A 20872-nucleotide genomic window follows, 5' to 3' on the forward strand; every position below is an offset into this window, starting at 1 on the left:
CGACCCGAGAACTGAGGCCCTGGTGAGCGTTCCGTCCGCCGCCGTCGCGTCCCGCACCGGACGCTCGACGGCGCTGACCGGCCTGGTGTGGCTGCTGCTGGCGGGCGTGCTGGTGCGGTCCGTGTGGCTGGTCCTCGACAGCAGCATCGACCTGGACGTCTACCGGCTCGGCGGGATGGCCGTGGTGGACCGGCACGGCTTCGACGACGAGCTCTACGGCCCCGGGCTCAGCCCGGACGGCGACGGCGGGCTGCCGTTCACCTACCCCCCGTTCGCGGCGCTGCTGTTCGTGCCGCTCGCCTTCCTCCCCGAACGGCTCACCGAGCTCGCCCTGGGTCTCGCCTCGATGGGCGTCGCCGCGGTCCTCTCGGCCGTGCTCCTGCGCCGGGCGGCCGCCCACGGCCGGCCGCTGCCCCTGCAGGCCCTGCTGGGCCCCGCCACCGCCGTGGCCGCCGGCACCGCCGTGCTGCTGTGGTCGGGGCCGTGGATGCGCAACGTGGGTCTCGGGCAGATCAACGCGCTGCTCATGGCCCTGGTGCTCTACGACCTGCTGCGCACCCGCGACGACACCCTGCTGGGCCGGATCCCGCGCGGGTTCTGGATCGGCCTGGCCGCCGGCATCAAGCTGACCCCCCTCGCGTTCGGGCTGGTGTTCCTCGTGCGCGGACAGCTGCGGCCGATCCTCACGATGGGCCTCACCTTCGCCGCGACCGTGCTGATCGGTTTCCTGGCGCTGCCGCGGGACGCGGTCGTGTTCTGGACCGAGGCCGTGCTCAGCGACGAGCGCGTCGGCGACACCGCGTACGTCGACAACACCTCGCTGCAGGGGGTGCTCCTCCACCTCGGCGTCCCCGGGGAGCCGGAGCCCCTGCTGCGCGGGGTCCTGCTCCTCGCCGCGGTCGTGGGCGTCGCCCTGCTGATCCGGGTCCTCGCCGCCCGGGGGATGATCCTCTCCGTGGTGGCGGTCAACGCCCTCCTCATGCTCTACCTGTCCCCGGTCACCTGGTCCCACCACCACGTGTGGTGGGGGCTCGTGTGCACGGCGCTGTGGGTCGAGGCGTGGCCGGCGTTCCTCCGGGACGGTCCGCGCCGGCTCGCCCTGGTGCTGGGCGGGGTCGCGCTGGTGGGCCTGTACGTCGGGCCGATCCGCTGGGACGCGTGGCTGAGGCCGGTGGGGGTCCCCGGGCCGGCGATCGACGCCGTGGCCGCGCTGCCCTATCTCGCCCTGTTCCTGCTCCTGGGCCTGTGGGTGGTCACCGGGCTGCGGGCCGGGGCCCGGGAGAACCGCGGGGCCGGTCGTGGCTGAGCCCGGCGGCTGGACCGGCTACGACCGCGGCAGCCGGGGCTACCGCCGGGTGCTGCTGGCGCTGCTGTGCGCCGGCGTGGCGACGTTCGCCCAGCTCTACTCCGTGCAGGGCGTGCTGCCCCTCCTGGCCGCGGACCTCGGGATCGACGCCGCGCGGGCCTCCCTGGGCGTCTCCGCCGCGACCTTCGGCCTCGCCGTGGGCGTCCTGCCGTGGTCCGTGGTCTCCGACCGGTGGGGCCGGCTGCGGACCATGGTCATGGCCGTCGTCTCCGCCACGGTCCTGGGGCTCGTCATGCCCTTGGCGCCGAGCTTCGAGGCCGTGGTGGCGCTGCGCTTCGCGGAGGGCATCGCCCTGGGCGGGATCCCCGCCGTGGCCATGGCCTACCTCGCGGAGGAGCTCGACCGCCGGCACGCCGCCGTGGCCGCCGGCACCTACGTGGCGGGCACCAGCCTGGGCGGCCTCGCCGGGCGCATCATCGCCGCACCCGTGGGCGACGCGTTCGGCTGGCGGACCGGCACGATCACCGTGAGCGTGCTCGCCGCGCTCGCCGCCGTGGTCTTCGTCCTCATCGCCCCGCGCCAGCGCGGGTTCGTGCGCCAGACCGTCCGGCTCACCGGGCCGGCCGGGCTGCTCGGGCGGCTGGGGGCGAATCTGGCGGACCGCGGTCTGCTGGTGCTCTACCTGCAGGGCTTTCTGCTCATGGGCGGGTTCGTGGCGATCTACAACTACCTGGGCTTCCACCTCGGCGAGGAGCCGTTCGGGGTGTCCCAGACCGTGGTGAGCCTCCTGTTCCTCGCCTACCTCTCGGGCACCTGGTCCTCCGGGACGGCCGGCCGGATCGCGGCGGCCCACGGGCGCCGGGTGGTCCTCGCGAGCAGCGGGACCGTGATGCTCGCCGGGCTGCTGGCCACGCTGGTCCCGTCGATCCCCGTGATCGTCGTGGGGCTGCTGCTGTTCACCGCGGGCTTCTTCGCCGCGCACGCCGTGGCGTCCGGGTGGGTCCCGGTGCGCTCCCGCACCGGCAAGGCGCAGGCCTCGTCCCTCTACACGCTCTTCTACTACGCGGGCTCGTCCGTGCTGGGCACGGCCGGCGGGGTCTTCTACACGGTCACCGGCTGGGCCGGGGCCGTCGGCTTCGTGGCGGCCCTCGTGGTCCTCGCCGTGCTGCTGGTGCTCCTGGTCCTCCGGGAGCCCGAGCCGGCCTGAGCGCTCCGCGCCGGCGGAGCCGGGCTCAGTCCTCCGTGCCGCCCCACCGCAGGGGGAGCACCTCGAAGGAGCTCGCGAGCGGCACCCCGAGCCGCTCGCCCACGGCGGCGGCGTTGCCCCTCAGGAAGGCGTCCGGGTCGAAGTCGGTCCAGCCCAGGCCCTCGAGGTAGGCGCCGTGCGCGCGCAGGGACTCCACGCCGGCGTCGAAGGTCTCCGTGACGTCCGCCGCGTGCCGGGAGTCGGGCGAGGCCGCCGCCCACACCGCCAGCACGTCGGGCCACGGCTGCAGGCCCGCCTCGACCTGCTCCGGGAAGACCCACCGGTTGCCGGCGTCCCGCACGGCGTCCAGGGTGGCCCGGCCCGTGGCGATGTGGTCGGCCTGGTTCAGGTTGGTGGCGCCGTCCCAGGTGTCGCGGAAGTTGTTGGTGATGACCACGTCCGGGCGGTGCCGGCGGACCACCTCCGCGATCCGGCGCCGCAGCGCCACCCCGTACTCGAGCACCCCGTCCGGCAGGTGCAGGAACTCCACCTGCTCCACGCCCACGACCCGGCAGGACTCCCGCTGCTCCGCCTCCCGCAGCGGACCGCACTGCTGCGGCTCGAGGCCGTCGATGCCGGCCTCGCCGCTGGTGACGAGGCAGTACACCACGTCCTTGCCCTGTCCGGTCCAGCGGGCCACGGCCGCGGCGGCGCCGAACTCCATGTCGTCCGGGTGCGCCACCACCACCAGGGCGCGCTGCCAGTTCTCGTCGACGTGCGTGAGCGGGGTCTCGGTCATGGTCCCCATCATGGCCCCGCCGCCGGGGACCGGCAACGGCGGCTCGCCCGGCGTCGACGGTCCGGCAGGCCGCCCCGGCCCCCGGGCGAGCGCTGCGCCGCTCAGCGGCCGGCGGCGGCGGGCACCAGCGGCAGCGCCTCCGTCGGGGCCTCCGCCGGGGACGTCTGCTCCCCGGCCGGGAACTGCTCCGCCACGCCGCCGGCGCCGTGGTCCCGCTCCGCGTCCCTGTCCGCCTCCGCGCTCTCGTCCGTGGGTCGGGCGCGGTCCCGGACGGCGCCCACGAGCTGCCACAGCGCGTAGCCGAACAGCGCCGCGGCGACCAGCACGATCCCGCTGCGCTTCTGCTCCGCGTCCAGGAGGGTGGCGGCGTAGCCGGCCCAGGGCACGTGGTACTTCACCAGGCCGCGCAGCTGGGTGGCGGTGACCGGCTCCGCGTCCGGGGCGGCGTTGGCGTCGCCCTGCGTCGTGAAGCTGCGCCGCCCCTCTCCGTCCACCGCGACGCCCACGATCCGGTGGGTCACGAGGGTCGGGTCGTCCGGACGGGGCATGAACGTCACGACGTCCCCGGTGCTCAGTCCCGCGGCGTCGTCCTCGCCCTCGAGCGGGGCGACCACGACCTGGCTGCCGGTCGGGACGGTCGGCTCCATCGAGCCGGAGAGCACCGTCAGGGGCACCCAGCCGAGCGCGAGCGGGAGGACGACGACGGCGAGCAGCAGCGCGGCCACCGCGGCCAGGGCGAGCACGAGCAGCGGGTGGAGGGTCTTGCGGAGCACGGTGGTCATGACGGGAGTCCTTCACAGTTGATGTTGTGGCTTGCGCCGGCCGTCCTGACCGTCCACGCATAGGCGCTGTCCACGTGGGGGATGGCTCCGCCCGTGAGCACGGCTCGGACGAGGACGTCGTAATCCTGATTCTTCTCGTGGCCCGCGACACTCCGGAGCTCGTCGGCGGACAGCCGGATCTCCCGTGCGGAGCCGTCGGTCAGCCGCTTCACCGGCGTGGGTGCCACGGTGCTGCCCCTCGGGCGGACCAGGAGGTGCCACTCCGCCACGGCCGGAGCGCCGGTCCAGGACCACCGGAGCTGTGCGGCGCTGGTGTCCGCACCGCAGCGCGCCGCATCCTGGGCCGTCGGGCGGTCGGGCGCGGTCACGGGGGGCTGCTCCACGGGAGACGCCTCCACGGTGAACGGCGCCGTCCAGGAGCGGGTCGTCGACCAGGTGCCGGCCCCGAGGGTGCTGGCCTCCACCACGGTGACGACCTGCAGCACCTGCCCGTCGAGCGCACGGAGCGCGTCCTCGGCGACGGCGTCGGTCGAGACGGTCAGGCACAGCCCGGCAGGCCGGTCGTGCTCCAGGGACGCCCGCGTCCCGCCGTCGACGCGGGCCGGGGCGGATCCTCCGGGTGCGGTGGCGGTCCACTCGGCCGGCGCCGCGCCGTCGTCGCAGGCCGCGCCGGTGCGGTACGCGAAGCGCATGCCCGCCGGCGCGGCCACGGACCGCCCGGCGGAGTCCACCAGGGAGACCTGCACCGGCCGGTACCGGACGTCGAAGCCGGACGTGCTGGTCAGGGTCGCGGCGCCTCCGGCGCCCTCGACCGCGGTGATCTCGAAGCCGATCCGGCCCGTGGCCATGGTGGGCACCTCGGCGAGGGCGGTGGCGGACCAGCGGGCGTGGGTCCCACCGTTCGGGGTCGTGAGCACGATGACGGCGAGCAGGACGAGGACGCCGAGCACGTAGGCCGTGGGAGTGCGGTACTGGCTCATGGGAGCTCCTGGGGGAGGGGGGTCAGTGCTGGGTGAGGGCGACCGTGAGCGGGCCCGGCGTGACGGTCGTACCCTGGGCGGCGGGGTCCGGGGACACCTCGTAGGAGACGGTGACGTCGTAGACCGCGCCGTCGTGGGCCGAGGTCACCGTCCAGGAGGACGGCCCGGGCTGCGGCGGCGCGCCGGAGACCGGCACCAGCTCGACGCGGGGGACGACCGCGCCGCCGGCCGGCACGCCGGGATCGACCGTGAGGGTCGCGGCGATGTTCGCGCCCTCGACGTCGAGGACCGCGCGGGTCGTGACGACGACCGTGTCGCCGGGGGCCAGTGCGGACAGGGCGTCCGCCGCTCCGGTGAGGTCGGTGGTTCCGCGCCGGAGGGCACCGGTCGTGGGATCGACGTCGGTGCGGTGGAGGGTCGCCCGCGCGGGCTCCAGCGCCACGTCGAGGGCGCCGGTGCTGACGGCCTGCGTCTCGAGCGGTGCCGTGTCGGACCAGCGGGCGGCCGTTCCGAGGCTGTTGCCCAGCAGGGTCAGCGCCAGGAGCGCGGCCGCGGCGGCGGCGAGGGCGCGGCCGGCGGTCGAGGGGCGGGAGCGGGAAGTGCGCGTCATGGGGGCCTCTGGGGGTGAGACGGAGCGAGACGGGGTGCGAGGGGCAGTGCGCCCCGGTGCGGCGTCGTCGCCGCACCGGGGCCGTCCGGGGCCGGTCAGATGCTCTGGTCGAGCACCAGGTTGAAGCCCTTCAGGGACTGGGCCGGGACGTTCTGCCCCTCCTGGTCCTTGACGCTGTCGGCCTTCCAGGTGAAGGCCGCGGTCACGTCGACCGTCTGGCCGTCGTTGGCCTCGGTGACCTTGTAGAGCCCGTCATCGTTGCTTTCGGAGAGCCCGGTGACCTCGAGGTCGTAGCCGACGTACGTGCCGAGGACGGACTCGAGGTTCGCCGGCAGGTCCAGGGCCAGGGTGCCCTCGAGGGTGTCGCCCTCGGCCTGGATGGTCGGGGAGACCTTGAGGTTGACGGTGTCGCCGGGAACGACCTGGTACGTGTTGATGTCGATGGGGTCGTCGTTGCCGTCGGTCCAGGTGGCGCCCTCGGCCAGGGCGAGGCTCAGCTCGCCGGTGGCGACCGTGGCGTCGGAGGCGATGGCCTCCGAGTCCGACCACTTGGCGAAGGTCCCGCCGCCGGCGGCGAGGAGGCCGACGGCCACGGCGCCGGCCAGGACGGCCTTGCCGGCGCGCCGGTTCCGGCCGGCCTTCGCGGTGGACTCGGACAGGGGGGTCTGCGCTGCAGTGTTCATGGTTCCGCCTTCGAGCGAGAGAGGGGTGAGAGGAGAGGCCGCGCGGGATCGGTGCGCGTGTGGTGCCGGGCATCCGGTGGGGTGTCGGCGGAGGCGGCGTGCACCCGGTCCCCCCGGATCACGGGGGACGGGGTGCCCGCTGCGACGGCCGCGCCTCGGCGCGCCGGCCCGTGGAACCGCAGTGGATCGCCCGGGGGATCCGCCGGCAGCCCTGCCGCCGAATTCCCTTGACACGTCAACTCTAGACAAAAGTCTATGAATAAGAACAGAACATGCCTGTCCCCACTTCGCCCGACGTTACTGCTCGGTAATGCCGCCGCTTCGGCCCCCGCGGGCCGCGCCCATAGGATGCCGGGGGAGGGCTCCCACCCGGTGGAGCCGGGACCGGAGGACCGCCATGACCCGAGCTTCCCAGCGGCGCCGCGTGCACCGGTACACCGCCGACGGCGGCGGGACCGGACGCGCGGACACCCTGGCCGGTGAGGAGCCCCTGGAGATCCGGCTCGACGGCAGGCCGTTCACCGTCACGATGCGCACCCCGGGTCACGACTTCGACCTCGTGGCCGGGTTCCTCGTCTCCGAGGGCGTGGTGCGCGCGCCGGCCGAGATCGTGCAGATGGACTACCGCAGCGGCGTCGGCCCGGACGGGCAGCGGACCTACAACGTGGTGGAGGTGCGGCTCGCGCCGGGGGTCGCCCTGCCGGACACCTCCATGGAGCGGCACGTCTACACGTCGTCGTCGTGCGGGGTCTGCGGCACGGCGTCCATCGAGGCCGTCACCAAGGTCTCCTCGTTCGACCCCGCCGCGGACCGGACCGGGGTCCCCGTGCCCGCGCTGCTCGCCCTGCCGGACCGGCTGCGCACCGGGCAGAAGCTGTTCGCCACGACCGGCGGCGTCCACGCCGCGGGGCTCTTCCGCTTCCCGGACGGCCCCGACGGCGACGGTGCCGGCGAGCCCGAGCTGCTGTGCGTGCGCGAGGACGTGGGGCGGCACAACGCCGTGGACAAGGTGGTGGGCTGGGCCCTGCGCGAGAATCTCCTGCCTCTGGGCTCCACCGTGCTCCAGGTCTCGGGCCGCGCCTCGTTCGAGCTGGTGCAGAAGGCGTACATGGCCGGCGTCCCGGCGCTCGCGGCCGTCTCGGCGCCCTCGGCACTCGCCGTGGACCTCGCGGAGCAGACGGGGGTCACCCTGCTCGGCTTCAGCCGCGGCACCTCCTTCAACGCCTATGCGCACCGGGAGCGCCTGGTCCCCTGAGCGGGCGGGGGAGCGCCCCGCCGCTGGCTACGATGGGGTCATGAAGCCCTTCCTGCTGCTCGCCACCCGCGCCGAGGACGACGTCGCGGACGAGGAGTACGAGACCATCTGCCGCTACAGCGGCCTGCAGGAGAGCCACCTCCACCGGGTCCGGCTGGAGGCCGGGCCCATGCCGCCGATCGACCTCGAGCGCTACTCCGGGGTCGTCATCGGCGGGTCCCCGTTCAACTCCTCCGACCCGCCGCAGCAGAAGTCGGAGGTGCAGCGGCGGGCCGAGTCCGAGATGCGGGACCTGCTCGACGAGGTGGTCGCCCGGGACTTCCCGTTCCTCGGCGCCTGCTACGGCGTCGGCACCCTCGGTACGCACCAGGGCGGGATCGTGGACCGCACCCGCGGCGAGGAGATCGGCGTCATCGAGGTCACCCTGACCGAGGAGGGGCTGCGGGACCCGCTGCTCCGGGAGTTCCCGCCGGCGTTCCACGGGTTCGTGGGGCACAAGGAGGGCACGCGCACCCTGGCGCCCGCAGCCGTCCTGCTCGCGACCGGCGCGGACTGCCCCGTCCAGATGTTCCGGATCAAGCAGAACCTCTACGCGACCCAGTTCCATCCCGAGCTCGACGCCCCCGCCCTGCTCCGCCGGATCGAGGCGTACAAGGAGCACGGGTACTTCCCGCCGGCCGAGGCCGAGGACGTCAAGGACCGGATCCGCACGGGGCCGCCCGTGACCGAGCCCGAGAAGATCCTCGCCGCCTTCGTGGACCGCTACGCCCGCTGACGCGTCGCGGACGGGCCCGTCCCGTCCCGTCCTCGCCGCACGACGCGGAGCGACTTCTCCGAGATCTGAGAGAGCGCTCTCTTGACGGTGTGAGCCACGGCACATACAGTCGAGGCACAGCAGAGAGAGCGCTCTCTCGAGAGCAGCTCCTCTCCAGCCCTTCACACAAGAAGTGACCGTGGGACACACGCGACTCAAGCGAACGACAGCCCTGGCGGGTGCGGCGGCACTGGCAGCCGTCGCCACGGGGTGCGACGGGGGCGGAGGCGAGCCGGCCAGCGCCGACAACCCCGTCGAGCTCACCGTCACCACCTTCGGGACCTTCGGCTACGACGACCTCTACGGCGAGTACGAGGAGCTGAACCCGGGCGTGACCATCAAGGCCACGAACATCGACCGCGGCTCGAACGCGCGCACGGACGCCTTCACCAAGATCGCCGCCGGGTCCGGGCTCAGCGACGTCACCGCCATCGAGGAGGGCTGGCTCGGCTCGATCATGGAGGTCTCCGACCAGTTCGTGGACCTCAACGAGCACGGCGCGGCCGACATCAAGGACAACTGGGTGCCGTGGAAGTTCGAGCAGGGGACCGACCCGGAGGGCCGCGTCATCGGGTACGGCACCGACATCGGTCCCCAGGGCCTCTGCTACAACGGAAAGCTCTTCGAGGAGGCCGGTCTGCCCAGCGACCGCGAGGAGGTCGCGGAGCTCTTCGGCGGCGACGACGCCACCTGGGAGACCTACTTCGAGCTCGGCCGCGAGTACCAGGAGACCACGGGCAAGGCCTGGTACGACCAGTCCGGCTTCGTGTGGAACTCGATGGTCAACCAGCTCGACGAGGGCTACTACACCGCCGACGGCGAGCTGAACGTGGAGGGCAACGAGCAGCTGCGCGAGCGCTTCGACCTGCTCGCCGCGGGCACGCTGGACGGCCTCTCCGCCAACCAGACCCAGTTCGACTGGGGCAACGGCCAGGCCTTCGTGGACGGCTCCTTCGCGACCTTCGTCTGCCCCGGCTGGATGCTCGGCACCATCGAGGGCCAGCTCGAGTCCGCCGGCGGCGGCGAGGGCAGCGGGTGGGACTTCGCCGACGTCTTCCCGGGCGGCGCCTCCAACTGGGGCGGCGCGTTCCTCTCCGTCCCGGAGACCTCCGAGCACCCGGAGGAGGCGGCGAAGCTCGCGGCCTGGCTCACCGCGCCCGAGCAGCAGGTCAAGCAGTCGGCCAAGGCGAACAACTTCCCCAGCACCATCGAGGCCCAGGAGAAGCTGGTCGAGGACGCCGAACCGAACCCAGTGTTCAACGACGCACCCACCGGGGTGATCCTCGCGTCCCGCGCCGAGGGGGTCGTCGCCCAGTTCAAGGGCCCGCACGACTCCGTGATCCAGGAGAACGTCTTCCTGCCGCCGCTGAAGCGCCTCGACGCCGGGACCGCCACGGCCGACGAGGCCTGGGACGAGGCCCTCGCGCTTCTCGACGACCTGGTCGTCAACAACTAGCAGGACCCGGCCACGGGGCCTCCGGAATCCGCCGGAGGCCCCCTCACGGAAGCGCGAGACCCTCATGACCACGACAGCCCACCGCCCCGCCGCCGCGGCGCCCGCCGCGCCGGCGCCGAGTCCGCCCAGGCCGACCCGCAGACAGCGGCTCATCGTCCTGGACCTGAAAGCCTCCCCCTACCTGTACATCGCGCCCTTCTTCGTCCTCTTCGGAGTGGTGGGGCTCTTCCCGCTCGGGTACACGTTCTTCGTCTCGCTCTTCGACTGGCACCTGCTCACCGGCCGGGGCGAGTTCGTGGGGCTGGGCAACTTCACCGAGGTGCTGCGGGACCGGTTCTTCTGGAACTCGCTGTTCAACACGGTGAGCATCTTCCTGCTCTCGAGCATCCCGCAGCTGGCGGCCGCGGTGCTGATCGCGGCGGTCCTGGACCAGAACCTGCGCGCCAGGACGCTGTGGCAGATGAGCGTGCTGCTGCCCTACGTGGTCACCCCGGTGGCCGTGGCCATGATCTTCACGAACATGTTCGGCGAGCAGTACGGGCTCATCAACAACATCCTCGGCAGCTTCGGGGTCGACCCGATCCTGTGGAAGAACGAGACGCTGCCCAGCCACATCGCCATCGCCGCCATGGTCAACTGGCGCTGGACCGGCTACAACGCGCTGATCCTGCTCGCGGCGATGCAGGCGGTGCCCCGTGACCTGTACGACGCCGGCGCGATCGACGGCGCGGGCCCTCTCCGCCGGTTCTTCAGCATCACCCTGCCGAGCATCCGTCCCACGATGGTGTTCGTGGTCATCACGACCACCATCGGCGGCCTCCAGATCTTCACGGAGCCGAGGCTCTTCGACCCCGTGGCCGCGGGCGGCACGCAGCGCCAGTTCCAGACCACGGTCCTCTACCTCTGGGAGATGGCCTTCCAGCGGCAGAACTTCGGCAAGGCCGCGACCATCGCCTGGCTGCTCTTCCTCCTCATCCTGCTCTTCGGCCTGGTCAACTACCTGGTCTCGCGCCGCATCGCGACGGCGTCCGACGGGGGGAGGCCGCCGCGCAGGACCGGGCGCGGGGCCGGTCGGCGGCGGAGGCCGCGTGCGGTGGACGCCGTCGTCCCCGACGCGGCGGCGAACACCGGCACCGGCGCGCCACGGGCGGCCGCAGCACCGACGACCACGAGGAGGACACGATGACCGTCACCGGCGCACCCACGAGGACCAGGACGCGGCGGCCGCGGGCGGTGCCCGTGCGCCGGCGGATCTTCGGGGACGGGCACCGCCCCGGCTTCCTCACCTACGGCCTGCTCTCCGCGTTCTTCCTGGCCAGCGCCTATCCGCTGTGGTGGTCGGTGATCATCGGCAGCCGCTCCAACGAGGCCCTCGGCCGCACCTGGCCGCCGCTGCTGCCGGGCGGCAACTTCTGGACGAACGTGGGCGAGGTCTTCGACACCATCCCCTTCTGGCTGGCCCTCGGCAACAGCGTGCTCATCTCGGGGATCATCACCGTCTCGGTGGTCACGTTCTCCACCCTCGCCGGGTACGCGTTCGCCAAGCTGCGGTTCAAGGGGCGCGACGGCCTCATGGTCGCGGTCGTCGCGACCATGGCCATCCCCACGCAGCTCGGCATCATCCCGCTGTTCATGCTCATGCGCGAGCTCGGCTGGACCGGCGAGATCGGGGCGGTCGTCGTGCCCACCCTCGTCACGGCGTTCGGCGTGTTCTTCATGCGCCAGTACCTCGTGGACGTCATCCCCGACGAGCTCATCGAGTCGGCCCGGATGGACGGGGCGTCGATGATCTCCACCTTCTGGCACGTCGCGCTCCCCGAGGCCCGCCCGGCCATGGCCATCCTCGGCCTGTTCACCTTCATGACGGCGTGGACCGACTTCCTGTGGCCGCTGCTCGTCCTCGACGCGAGCAACCCCACCCTGCAGACGGCGCTGAGCCAGCTGCAGTCGGCCCGCTACGTGGACTACTCGATCGTCCTCGCCGGCGCCGTCATGGCCACGCTTCCCCTCCTGGCGCTCTTCGCCGTCGCGGGCAGACAACTCATTTCCGGAATCATGCAAGGAGCAGTGAAGGGCTAATGCCGAACAACGCAGAAGACGCAGCCGTGCACCACCGCAGCTGGCCCGAGGGCTTCCTCTGGGGCTCGGCCACCGCCGCGGCCCAGGTGGAGGGCGCCGGGCACGAGGGCGGCAAGGAGGACTCCGTCTGGGACGCCTTCGCCCGTCTGCCGGGCGCCGTGGCCAACGGCGACACCCTGGAGGACGCCGTGCAGCACTACCACCGGATGCCCGAGGACGTGCGGATCATGAAGGAGCTCGGGCTCGGCTCCTACCGCTTCTCCACGAGCTGGGCGCGGGTGCGTCCCGGTGACCGGGCCCCGAACCCCGAGGGCCTGGACTTCTACTCCCGCCTGGTCGACGAGCTGCTCGAGGCCGGCATCCTGCCCTGGCTGACCCTGTACCACTGGGACCTGCCGCAGGCGCTCGAGGAGAAGGGCGGGTGGGCCCACCGGGACACCGCGCACCGTTTCCTCGAGTACGCCGACGACGTGCACTCGGTGCTCGGCGACCGGGTGCGGCACTGGACCACGTTCAACGAGCCCTTCTGCTCGTCGCTGCTCGGCTACGCGGCCGGGGTCCACGCGCCCGGCCGGCAGGACCCCCGGGCCGCCGTCGCCGCCGTGCACCACCAGCACCTGGCCCACGGCCTCGCGGTCGAGCACCTGCGGTCCCGCGGTGCCGAGCACCTGGGCATCACCCTCAACCTCAGCAACTCGATCCCCCGAGACCCCTCGGACCCGGTGGACCTCGACGCCGCCCGGCGGTTCGACTCCCTGCAGAACCGCCTCTTCCTGGACCCCATCCTGCGCGGCGCGTACCCCGAGGACACCCTCGCGGACCTGGACCGGTTCGGCCTCCGCGATCTCGTCCGGGACGGTGACCTCGCGACCATCGGGGCGCCCCTCGACTTCCTCGGCGTGAACCACTACCACGACGACCTCATCAGCGGGCACCCGGAGTCCTCCGGCGGCGACGGCCACTCCGGCGGCGCCAGCCGCCCCACGTCCTCATGCTGGATCGGCTCCGAGGACATCGCGTTCCCGAGCCGCGGCCTGCCGCGCACGGCGATGGACTGGGAGGTGAACCCGGACGGGCTGCGGAAGCTCCTGGTGCGCCTGGGCGAGGAGTACCCCGCGCTCCCGCCCCTGTACGTCACCGAGAACGGCGCCGCCTACGACGACGTCGTCAGCGACGACGGCGCCGTCCACGACACGGAGCGCACCGAGTTCGTCCTCGGCCACATCGCGGCCGTGGGGGAGGCCATCGACCAGGGCGCGGACGTCCGCGGCTACTTCGTGTGGTCGCTGCTGGACAACTTCGAGTGGTCGTGGGGCTACGGCAAGCGCTTCGGCGTGGTCCGGGTGGACTACGGGACGTTCGAGCGCACGGTCAAGGACAGCGGTCGCGCCTACGCCGGGGTCATCGCCGCCGCCGCGGACCGCACGCCGGTGGCCCCGTCCACGGGCGCCTAGCATTGATGCCAGCCCACCCGCCGAGAGCACCGGAGATGATCATGACGCAGCGCGCAGGCGGCTCCCGACCCGTGCCGACGCTCGAGATGGTGGCCGCGCTGGCCGGGGTCTCGCGGGCGACCGTGTCCCGGGTGGTGAACGACTCGCCCAGCGTCGACCCCGAGCTGGCGCAGTCGGTGCGGAAGGCCATCGAGGCCCTCGACTACACCCCGAACCGGGCGGCGCGTTCGCTGGCGAAGCGACGGGCCAACTCGGTCGCCCTGATCATCCCGGAGTCCACGTCCAAGGTGTTCGCGGACCCGTTCTTCACGACCGTGGTCCAGGGCATCGCGATGTACCTGACGGACACCGACTTCACCCTGAACATGGTCATCGCGTCCGAGGCGAAGCCCGAGAAGACCCGCAGCTTCCTGCTCGGCGGCAACGTGGACGGTGCCCTGGTGGTCTCGCACCACAGCGGCGACCACTCGTGGACCCACCTCTCTGGGTCGCTGCCCATGGTGTTCGCGGGTCGCCCGCTCGTCGGCGCCGAGGACGCCTACTACGTGGAGGTCGAGAACGAGGCCGCCGCCTGCAGCGCCACCCGGCTGCTCACCGCGAGCGGGCGGCGGAGCATCGCGACCATCGCCGGGCCGCAGGACATGCCCCCGGGCATCGACCGGCTGGCGGGCTGGCGGACCGCGGTGCGGGAGGCCGGGCTGGACGACCAGCTGGTGGAGGTGGGCGACTTCACGCTCGCCTCGGGGGCCCGGGCCATGCAGCGGCTGCTGGGCCGCGGCCGGCCGGTCGACGCCGTGTTCGCCGCGAACGACCAGATGGCGGCCGGGGCGTACACCGTGATCCAGGGCCGCGGCCTGCGCATCCCGGAGGACATCGCCGTGGTGGGCTTCGACGACGACTCCTTCGCGACGTCGGTGACCCCCGCGCTGACCACGGTGAACCACCCGATCGTCGAGCTCGGCCGGAAGATGGCCGAGACCCTCGTCGACATGATCGAGGGCCGGCCGACGGACCGGGTGACCATCATGTCGACCTCGCTCGTGCTCCGGGACTCCGTCTAGTCCTTCCCGCCCCGAGCCGGGCGACGCCCCGGCGCCGTCGTCGGCGTTCCCGGATCCTCCCCGAAAGGCCACCATGCCCCCTCCAGCCCTCCCCGCCCCGGTGGCGGGCGACGACCCCGCGACGGCGACCGGCCGTCCCGTGCACTGGGGCGTCGTCGCCACCGGGTCGATCGCCGGCCGCGTGGTCGAGGACCTGGCGCTGCTCGACGACGCCGTGCTCTCGGCCGTCAGCTCCCGCTCCCGGTCCTCCGCCGAGGCGTTCGCCGAGCGCTTCGGCGCGGCCCGGAGCCACCACGACCACGACGGCACCACCGGCTGGGAGCGCCTCGTCGCGGACCCCGCCGTGGAGGTCGTCTACGTCGCCACGCCCCACGCCCAGCACCACGCGGTGGCCCGCGCGGCCCTCGAGGCCGGCAAGCACGTGCTCTGCGAGAAGCCGCTGACCATGAACGCCCGGGAGGCGGGGGAGCTGCGGGAGCTCGCCCGGGCGCGCGGGCTGTTCCTCATGGAGGCGGTGTGGACGCGCTTCCTGCCGAGCTTCGGGCGCGCCCTCGACATCGTCCGTTCCGGCGAGATCGGCCGGGTCCGCTGGCTCCAGGCGGACCTCGGCGCCCCGGTGCCGTACGACCCCGGGTCCCGGCTCTGGGATCCCGCGGCGGGCGGAGGGGCCCTGCTGGACCTCGCCGTGTACCCGCTCACCTGGGCGCTCGCGGCGCTCGGCGCACCGGACGGCCTCACGGCCCACGGCGTCCTCCACGAGAACGGCGTGGACCTGCACAACGGTCTGACCCTCACGTGGGCGGACGGGGCGCACGCCCACCTCACCACGTCCATCGAGACGGACTGCCCGGGCACGGTCACCATCAGCGGGACGGACGGCTGGCTGCGCACCGGGGCGCCCCTCTACCACCCCAGTGAGCTCGTGGTCCGGTCCGGGGGAGCCGCGCCGCGGACCGAGCGCTTCCGGGCCGCCGGGCACGGCTTCGCCCACGAGCTGCGGGAGGTGACCCGGTGCCTCCAGGCCGGCCTGACCGAGAGCCCGCGCATGCCGCTCGCGGACACCGTGCTGGTGCTGGAGCTGCTCGACGACGCGCGCCGGCAGATGGGCCTGCGCTACCGCAGCGACCTGCCCTGACCGGCGGGCGCCACGACGGGGCGCCCCCGAACTGTCGCGTGTCCGGAAGGGACCGGCTGCGGATACCGTGGGAGGCATGACCACGCGCGCCGCCCCCTGGAGGCAGGGATCCCTCGACGACGACCCCTCGGGCTCCGGGCCCCGGCTCCTGCCGTACCACCGGCTCGGCCACGCCGACCCCGACCACCGGTGGTGGAAGCCGCTCGTGGAGCTGCTGCTCTTCGGCGCCTTCTACGGGGTGCTGGCCGTCGTGTTCGGCATCGTGTGGGCCGTGGGGCTCGTGGCCGTGCGCGGCGAGGAGGCCCTGGACGAGGTCTTCCTCGGGGGCACGGAGCTGGACATGATGGACCCGGCGATCTTCTTCATGCTGTTCTTCTCCCTGGTCCTCATGATCCCGGCGCTCCTCGCGGCCCGGGCCATCACGGGCCCCCGGCCCCTCGGGCTGCTGCTGTCGGTGACGGGACGGCTGCGCTGGGGCCTCCTCGGCCGGTGCCTCCTCGTGGCCCTGGCGGTCTACGCGGTGGGCCAGGCGGCCGCCCTCCTCGTGGAGTACGCGCTGCTCGGCTCGCTGACCGCCCCGCAGCCGGTGGAGGGCTTCTGGTGGCTGATCGCCATGATCGTGCTGGTGGTCCCGCTGCAGTGCGCGGCGGAGGAGCTCGTCTTCCGGGGCTACCTGCTGCAGACCGTGGGACGGTGGCTGCGCCGGCCCGTGTTCGCGATCCTGCTGCCGGTGCCCCTGTTCACGTTCGGGCACCTGTACGACGCCTGGGGGCTGCTGGCGGTCGCGGTCATGGCGGTCGTCGCCGGCTGGCTGACCTGGCGCACCGGCGGGCTCGAGGCGGCGATCGCCCTGCACGTGGTCAACAACGTGATCGCCACCCTCTTCGGCGCGCTCGGCCTGGCCGACCCGGACGCCGAGGAGTCGTCCTGGGTGGCCCTCGCCCTCTCGGCGGGCCTGCAGCTGCTCTTCGCGTGGCTCGTGGTCCGCGGTGCGCGCCGGCGCGGCGTGGAGGTCACCCGGACCGTGCACCCGCCGCGGCCGGCCCTCCTCCTCGCGGCCGGCCCCGGACCCGGTGGGGAGGGCCGTGGGCCCGGAGCCTGGGTGTGCCCCGGTCCGCCCGCCTGTCCCGGCCACTGGGCGGGACAGGCGCCCGGACGCGCGCCCCAGCACCTTTCGTAGACTGACGGCATGGAACCCCGCACCGCAGTCGACCCCCGGTCCGCCGTCGAGGACCTCGGCCGCTACGTGATGGAGTCGCCGAGCTCCTTCCACGCCGCGCACGCCGCCGCCGCCCGGCTGGAGGAGGCGGGCTTCGTCCGCCTCGACGAGACGGAGGACTGGGCCCGGACCGGCGTCCGCGGGCGGCGCTACGTGCTCCGCGACGGGGCTGTCATCGCGTGGGCCACCCCGGCGGAGGTCCCGCCCGCGGCGGGGTTCCGGATCCTCGGCGCGCACACCGACTCGCCGGGCTTCAAGCTCAAGCCGAGGCCCACCACCACGGCCCACACCTGGCACCAGGCCGGGGTCGAGACCTACGGCGGGGCGCTGCTGAACTCGTGGCTGGACCGCGAGCTGCGCCTGGCGGGCCGGCTCGTGGTCCGCGGGACGGACGGCGCCCCGGTGGAGCACCTGACCGCCACCGGCCCCGTGGCCCGCATCCCGCAGCTCGCCATCCACCTGGACCGCGAGGCCAACAAGGGCCTGCAGCTCGACCGCCAGCAGCACGTGCAGCCGATCTGGGGAGTGGGACAGCCGGAGGACGCGGACGTCCTCGCGCTGCTGGCCGAACACGCGGACGGCGGGCCCGTGGACCCGGCCCGCATCGTCGGCTACGACGTGGTGCTGGCGGACGCCCAGCCCCCCGCCGTGTTCGGGCAGGGCGGGACGCTGTTCGCCTCCGGGCGGCTGGACAACCTGTCCTCCGTGCACGCCGGGCTGAGCGCGCTCGCCCGCGAGGCCGAGGCGGTCGAGCAGGGCCGGCACATCGCGGTGCTCGCCGCGTTCGACCACGAGGAGATCGGCTCCCGCACCCGCTCCGGCGCCGCGGGACCGTTCCTCGAGGACGTGCTGGTGCGCATCGGTGAGGGCCTGGGCCGCTCCGCCGCCGAGCACCGGCGCTCCCTGGCCGGGTCCGTGTGCCTGTCCGCCGACGCCGGGCACCTGGTGCACCCCAACTACCAGGGCCACCACGACCCCGTGAACCGGCCGGTGCCGGGGGCGGGGCCGCTGCTGAAGATCAACGCGGACCAGCACTACGCCACGGACGCCGTGGGCGCCGGGATCTGGGCCGAGGCCTGCGCGCGCGCCGGTGTGGGCTACCAGGAGTTCGTCTCCAACAACCGGGTGCCGTGCGGGTCCACCATCGGGCCCATCACCGCGGCCCGGCTGGGGGTGCGCACGATCGACGTCGGCATCGGCCTGCTGTCGATGCACTCCGCCCGGGAGCTGTGCCACGTGGACGACGTCGCCGCCCTCGGGGCGGTCGCGGGGGCCTTCTACACCGCCTGACCCGCCGCGCCGCCGTTCGAGGGGCGCCGTCTGCTCGACCTGCTGCGCGGGGGGTCGCCACTGAACGGTGCGAGTCGGTCGTTCCGTTCGGTGGCGACCCCTCGGCGCGGACGGTCCGCTGCCGGCGAGGGGCGGCTCAGCCGGGGATCGACGCCGTGCCGACCGCGACCCGCTCGGCCGGGAACTGCGGCATCGCGATGTCGGCCATCCGGGCGAGCACCCGCACGACCTGGCAGGAGTAGCCGAACTCGTTGTCGTACCAGACGTAGAGCACCAGCGAGCTCCCGTTGACGATCGTCGCGAGACCGTCGACGACGCCCGCGCGGCGGGAGCCCACGAAGTCGGTGGACACGATCTCGGGGGAGTCGGTGTAGTCGATCTGCTTGCGCAGGGACGAGTTCAGCGAGATGTCCTTCAGGTACTGGTTGACCGCGTCCTCGGACTCCGGGGCCTGCTCGAGCTGCAGGTTGAGGATGGCCATGGACACGTCCGGGGTGGGGACGCGGATCGCGTTGCCCGTCAGCTTGCCGGCCATCTCCGGCAGGGCCTTGGCCACGGCCTTCGCGGCGCCGGTCTCGGTGATGACCATGTTGAGGGCGGCGGAGCGGCCCCGGCGGTCGCCCTTGTGCCAGTTGTCGATGAGGTTCTGGTCGTTGGTGTAGGAGTGGACCGTCTCCACGTGGCCCTGCGCGATGCCGTACTTGTCGTGCAGGACCTTCACGACCGGGGTGATCGCGTTGGTGGTGCAGGACGCGGCGGACAGGATGGTGTCCTCCGCGGTGATGACGTCGTCGTTGACCCCGCACACGATGTTCTTCAGGTCGCCCTTGCCCGGTGCGGTGAGCAGCACCTTGGCCACGCCCTTGGCCTGCAGGTGCTTCGAGAGCCCGGCCTCGTCGCGCCACACGCCCGTGTTGTCCACGACGATCGCGTTGTCGATCCCGTAGGCGGTGTAGTCGATCTCGGTGGGGTCGTTCGCGTAGATGAACTTGATGGCCACCCCGTTGGCCGTGATGACGTCGTTCTCCTCGTCGACGTGGATGGTCCCGTCGAACTTCCCGTGCACCGAGTCGCGGCGCAGGAGGGAGGCGCGCTTGACCAGGTCGTTGCCCGGCTTCTTGCGCACCACGACGGCGCGCAGGTTCAGGCCGGTGCCGTCGTTGCGGTTGATGAGGATGCGGGCGAGCAGGCGGCCGATGCGGCCGAACCCGTAGAGCACCACGTCCTGGGACTCCGGGGAGTTCTGGGCCCTGCGGTCCACCACGGGGGCGAGCTCCTCGCGCAGGAACGACTCGAGGTCCTGGTCCGACTCCTGGGCGAGCCGGTTGAGCTTGCCGAGGTCCACCGCGCAGGTGCCGAGGTTCAGCCCGGACATGGCCTCGAGCAGGCGGGTCGTGTCCTCGAGGGGCAGCTCCTCGCCGTCGATCCGGCGGGCGAAGCGGTGCGCCTTGATGATCTGGGTGACGGACTTGTGCACCAGGGAGCGGCCGTAGACCGTCGGCACGACCTTGTTCTCACGGTGCAGGCGTCCGACCAGGGGGACGATGCCCTCGGCGAGCGACTCGCGGTCGGCCCAGCTTTCAGGAGTGCTCAAGAATGACTCTCTTCCTCGGCCGGGGACGTCATCGTGTCCGGCCGTGACGTGCCGCGCCTCGTTGCGCGGTCGGGTGCGCGCCGCTGCGGTTCGCGCAGGACGCCGCCCTCCATTCTAGGGGCACCGGGGGCGGGAAGGGCTCCCGTTACGGGCCCGGCGGGCCGGTCCGGTGCCGGGGGCGGCGGGGCCGGCGGGTGCTACCGTGAGAGCATGCTGACGGTCATCGGTGAGGCGCTCGTGGACGTGGTCTCGAAGCGCGGCCAGGAGCCCCGCGCGCACGCCGGGGGAAGCCCCATGAACGTGGCCGTGGGCCTGGCCCGGCTCGGCCACGAGGTCCAGTTCCTCGGCCGCTACGGCGAGGACGAGTACGGCACGCAGGTCGAGGCGCACCTGCGGGACAACGGCGTGCTCCTGCCCTTCGACGCCGACACGCGGCCCACCTCCGTGGCCGAGGCCGTCATCGGGGAGGACGGCGCCGCGACCTACGACTTCCAGCTCGACTGGTCCCTGGACCTCTCGGACGAGCAGCTGGCCGAGCTGCTCCGGGACACCTCCCTGCTGCACGTCGGGTCGATCGGGGCGATGCTCGAGCCCGGCGCCTCGAAGGTCCTGCACGCCGTGGAGCAGGCCCACCGCTCGGCCCTGATCTCCTACGACCCCAACTGCCGGCCGTCCATCATCCCGGACTCCTCGGACGCCCGGGCCCGGGCCGAGCAGCTCGTGGCCCTCGCCGACGTAGTGAAGGCCTCGGACGAGGACCTCCTGTGGCTGTACCCCCACCGCAGCGTCGAGGAGAGCGCGGGCGCCTGGCTCAAGGCCGGCGCGGAGCTCGTCGTCGTCACCCGCGGGCCCCTGGGGCCCTGGGCCCGCACCCGCGCCACCGGGCCGCGCGGGGTGGAGGTGCCCGCCGCCCGCACCACGGTCGTGGACACCGTGGGGGCCGGGGACTCCTTCATGGCCGCGCTGCTCGGCTGGCTCACCGACCACGGCTACACGGGCGCGCCGGCCCGCGAGCGGATCGACAACCTGGACGAGCAGCAGGTCGGCGAGCTGCTGCGCTACGCCGCCGCGGCGGCCGGCGTCACGGTCTCCCGCGCCGGCGCGGACCTGCCCCGCAAGGACGAGCTGCCCGCGCCCTGACCCGTCCCGCCCCGACCCCCACCCGGTCC

General features: G+C 73.2%; 19 protein-coding genes. 13 read left to right on the forward strand and 6 right to left on the reverse strand.

Annotated features, from left to right (window positions below):
• Positions 1 to 22 precede the first annotated feature (22 nt).
• Together RF640_RS09975 and RF640_RS09980 are read left to right on the forward strand one after the other, a co-directional pair.
• Positions 23 to 1306, forward strand: a complete 1284-nt coding sequence (locus RF640_RS09975) for a glycosyltransferase 87 family protein (protein ID WP_172604882.1) — start codon at positions 23 to 25, stop codon at positions 1304 to 1306.
• A complete protein-coding gene (locus tag RF640_RS09980) occupies positions 1299 to 2513 on the forward strand; it encodes an MFS transporter (protein WP_017832109.1) in 1215 nt (404 codons plus the stop codon). Before RF640_RS09975 ends, RF640_RS09980 begins: the two co-directional genes overlap by 8 nt.
• A 25-nt stretch (positions 2514 to 2538) precedes the next feature.
• On the opposite strand, the gene RF640_RS09985 is transcribed toward RF640_RS09980, so the two are convergent.
• The 5 genes from RF640_RS09985 to RF640_RS10005 form a co-directional block, all read right to left on the reverse strand.
• A complete protein-coding gene (locus tag RF640_RS09985; RefSeq protein ID WP_017832108.1) occupies positions 2539 to 3291 on the reverse strand; it encodes a PIG-L deacetylase family protein in 753 nt (250 codons plus the stop codon).
• Positions 3292 to 3392: 101 nt separating this feature from the next.
• A complete protein-coding gene (locus RF640_RS09990) occupies positions 3393 to 4073 on the reverse strand; it encodes a signal peptidase I (protein WP_109268615.1) in 681 nt (226 codons plus the stop codon).
• A complete protein-coding gene (locus RF640_RS09995) occupies positions 4070 to 5053 on the reverse strand; it encodes a hypothetical protein (protein ID WP_368827691.1) in 984 nt (327 codons plus the stop codon). The genes RF640_RS09990 and RF640_RS09995 overlap by 4 nt, the downstream gene beginning before the upstream one ends.
• A gap of 22 nt (positions 5054 to 5075) precedes the next feature.
• On the reverse strand, positions 5076 to 5663 hold the full coding sequence (locus RF640_RS10000) for a hypothetical protein (protein ID WP_368827693.1): 588 nt from the start codon (positions 5661 to 5663) through the stop codon (positions 5076 to 5078).
• A 95-nt stretch (positions 5664 to 5758) separates the two neighbouring features.
• The gene (locus RF640_RS10005; RefSeq protein ID WP_368827695.1) at positions 5759 to 6346 is read right to left on the reverse strand and encodes an alternate-type signal peptide domain-containing protein; all 588 of its coding nucleotides are present in this window, start codon (positions 6344 to 6346) and stop codon (positions 5759 to 5761) included.
• Between the two features lie 397 nt (positions 6347 to 6743).
• Between RF640_RS10005 and fdhD the strand changes: the two genes are divergently transcribed.
• From fdhD to RF640_RS10055, 10 genes are all read left to right on the forward strand, one after another.
• On the forward strand, positions 6744 to 7601 hold the full coding sequence (gene fdhD, locus RF640_RS10010; protein WP_368827697.1) for a formate dehydrogenase accessory sulfurtransferase FdhD: 858 nt from the start codon (positions 6744 to 6746) through the stop codon (positions 7599 to 7601).
• Between the two features lie 40 nt (positions 7602 to 7641).
• Positions 7642 to 8376 carry a glutamine amidotransferase gene (locus tag RF640_RS10015; protein ID WP_368827699.1) on the forward strand — a complete coding sequence of 245 codons (735 nt, stop codon included), beginning with the start codon at positions 7642 to 7644 and terminating at the stop codon, positions 8374 to 8376.
• Positions 8377 to 8554: 178 nt separating this feature from the next.
• Positions 8555 to 9871 (forward strand): extracellular solute-binding protein, encoded by a 1317-nt coding sequence (locus RF640_RS10020; protein ID WP_368827701.1) that lies wholly within the window; start codon positions 8555 to 8557, stop codon positions 9869 to 9871.
• A 64-nt stretch (positions 9872 to 9935) separates the two neighbouring features.
• Positions 9936 to 11057 (forward strand): carbohydrate ABC transporter permease, encoded by a 1122-nt coding sequence (locus RF640_RS10025; protein WP_017832100.1) that lies wholly within the window; start codon positions 9936 to 9938, stop codon positions 11055 to 11057.
• Complete coding sequence (locus tag RF640_RS10030) at positions 11054 to 11950, forward strand: carbohydrate ABC transporter permease (RefSeq protein ID WP_368827704.1); 897 nt, start codon at positions 11054 to 11056, stop codon at positions 11948 to 11950. Before RF640_RS10025 ends, RF640_RS10030 begins: the two co-directional genes overlap by 4 nt.
• Positions 11950 to 13404, forward strand: coding sequence for a GH1 family beta-glucosidase (locus RF640_RS10035; protein WP_017832098.1), 1455 nt, complete (start codon positions 11950 to 11952; stop codon positions 13402 to 13404). Before RF640_RS10030 ends, RF640_RS10035 begins: the two co-directional genes overlap by 1 nt.
• Positions 13405 to 13445: 41 nt before the next feature.
• Complete coding sequence (locus RF640_RS10040) at positions 13446 to 14465, forward strand: LacI family DNA-binding transcriptional regulator (RefSeq protein WP_368827707.1); 1020 nt, start codon at positions 13446 to 13448, stop codon at positions 14463 to 14465.
• Positions 14466 to 14538: 73 nt separating this feature from the next.
• Entirely contained in the window at positions 14539 to 15600 is a 1062-nt protein-coding gene (locus RF640_RS10045; RefSeq protein ID WP_368827709.1) for a Gfo/Idh/MocA family protein, read from the forward strand.
• Positions 15601 to 15676: 76 nt separating this feature from the next.
• Positions 15677 to 16780 (forward strand): lysostaphin resistance A-like protein, encoded by a 1104-nt coding sequence (locus tag RF640_RS10050; protein WP_368827711.1) that lies wholly within the window; start codon positions 15677 to 15679, stop codon positions 16778 to 16780.
• 9 nt (positions 16781 to 16789) lie between these two features.
• Positions 16790 to 18109 (forward strand): M18 family aminopeptidase, encoded by a 1320-nt coding sequence (locus RF640_RS10055; RefSeq protein ID WP_017832094.1) that lies wholly within the window; start codon positions 16790 to 16792, stop codon positions 18107 to 18109.
• Between the two features lie 136 nt (positions 18110 to 18245).
• On the opposite strand, the gene RF640_RS10060 is transcribed toward RF640_RS10055, so the two are convergent.
• Positions 18246 to 19703: a glyceraldehyde-3-phosphate dehydrogenase gene (locus RF640_RS10060; protein ID WP_126346537.1), complete on the reverse strand. Its 1458-nt coding sequence runs from the start codon at positions 19701 to 19703 to the stop codon at positions 18246 to 18248.
• Positions 19704 to 19913: 210 nt separating this feature from the next.
• Here RF640_RS10060 and RF640_RS10065 point away from each other — a divergent pair, with 210 nt between their 5' ends.
• On the forward strand, positions 19914 to 20843 hold the full coding sequence (locus tag RF640_RS10065) for a carbohydrate kinase (protein WP_035925929.1): 930 nt from the start codon (positions 19914 to 19916) through the stop codon (positions 20841 to 20843).
• Positions 20844 to 20872 lie beyond the last annotated feature (29 nt).

The organism is Kocuria sp. CPCC 205231, from assembly GCF_040980965.1.
Classification (GTDB): Bacteria; Actinomycetota; Actinomycetes; order Actinomycetales; family Micrococcaceae; genus Kocuria; species Kocuria rosea.